This is a genomic window from Shimia isoporae (genome assembly GCF_004346865.1).
GTDB lineage: Bacteria > Pseudomonadota > Alphaproteobacteria > Rhodobacterales > Rhodobacteraceae > Shimia > Shimia isoporae.
Genome location: NZ_SMGR01000009.1, coordinates 1 through 1,282 on the forward strand (window position 1 = coordinate 1; position 1,282 = coordinate 1,282).

Consider the following 1,282-nt stretch of genomic DNA (forward strand, 5'->3'; position numbering starts at 1 on the left):
AAAAAGGGGCTGCGAATTGCAGCCCCTTTCTTTTGTTTGTCGTCTTGGCTTTGAGGCTTGGGAGCCCCGAACGCCTAACGGAGGTTTTGCTTGCGCAAAGCCGTCCTTACTCGACGATTTTGGACACAACACCGGAACCAACGGTGCGGCCGCCTTCGCGGATAGCAAAGCGCAGGCCCTGCTCCATCGCGATCGGTGCGATCAGCTCAACGTTGAATTTCAGGTTGTCGCCCGGCATCACCATCTCGGTGCCGGCCGGCAGCTCAACAGTACCGGTCACGTCGGTGGTCCGGAAGTAGAACTGCGGACGGTAGTTCGCGAAGAACGGCGTGTGACGGCCACCTTCATCCTTGGTCAGGATGTAGGCTTCTGCTTCGAACTTGGTGTGCGGGGTCACAGAACCCGGCGCGCACAGAACCTGACCACGCTCAACCGCTTCACGGTCAACACCACGCAGCAGCGCGCCGATGTTGTCGCCCGCTTCACCGGAGTCCAGCAGCTTGCGGAACATTTCAACACCGGTACAGGTCGTCTTCTGGGTGTCTTTGATGCCAACGATTTCGATCTCGTCACCAACGTTGATCACACCACGCTCAACACGACCGGTCACAACGGTACCGCGGCCGGAAATCGAGAACACGTCTTCGATCGGCATCAGGAACGGCTGGTCAGTCGCACGCGGCGGCTGCGGGATGTACTCGTCAACAGCAGCCATCAGCTCGGCGATCTTCTCTTTACCGATGTTGTCGTCACGGTCTTCCAGAGCCGCCAGAGCGGAACCGGCGATCACAGGAATGTCGTCGCCAGGGAATTCGTACTCGGACAGAAGCTCGCGGATTTCCATCTCAACGAGTTCCAGAAGCTCTTCGTCGTCAACCTGGTCAACTTTGTTCATGAACACGACCATGGCAGGAATACCAACCTGACGGCCCAGCAGGATGTGCTCGCGGGTCTGCGGCATCGGGCCGTCTGCTGCGTTCACAACCAGGATCGCGCCGTCCATCTGCGCAGCACCGGTGATCATGTTCTTCACATAGTCAGCGTGGCCGGGGCAGTCGACGTGTGCGTAGTGGCGCGCGTCGGTTTCATATTCCACGTGCGCGGTGGAGATGGTGATGCCACGCGCTTTCTCTTCAGGCGCGCCGTCGATTTCGTCGTACGCTTTGAAGTCACCAAATTGCTTGGTGATCGCTGCCGTCAGAGTGGTTTTACCGTGGTCAACGTGACCAATGGTGCCGATGTTGCAGTGCGGTTTACTGCGCTCAAACTTTTCCTTAGCCAT

At 58.2% G+C, this 1,282-nt stretch carries 1 protein-coding gene; it reads right to left on the reverse strand.

Annotated elements, in window-relative coordinates:
• Positions 1-106 precede the first annotated feature (106 nt).
• Positions 107-1,282: an elongation factor Tu gene (gene tuf / locus BXY66_RS20365; protein WP_132862248.1), complete on the reverse strand. Its 1,176-nt coding sequence runs from the start codon at positions 1,280-1,282 to the stop codon at positions 107-109.

Bases quoted from the DNA above. Each gene is read 5' to 3' on its own strand.
- tuf (WP_132862248.1), bottom strand. From the start codon at position 1,282: ATGGCTAAGGAAAAGTTTGAGCGCAGTAAACCGCACTGCAACATCGGC.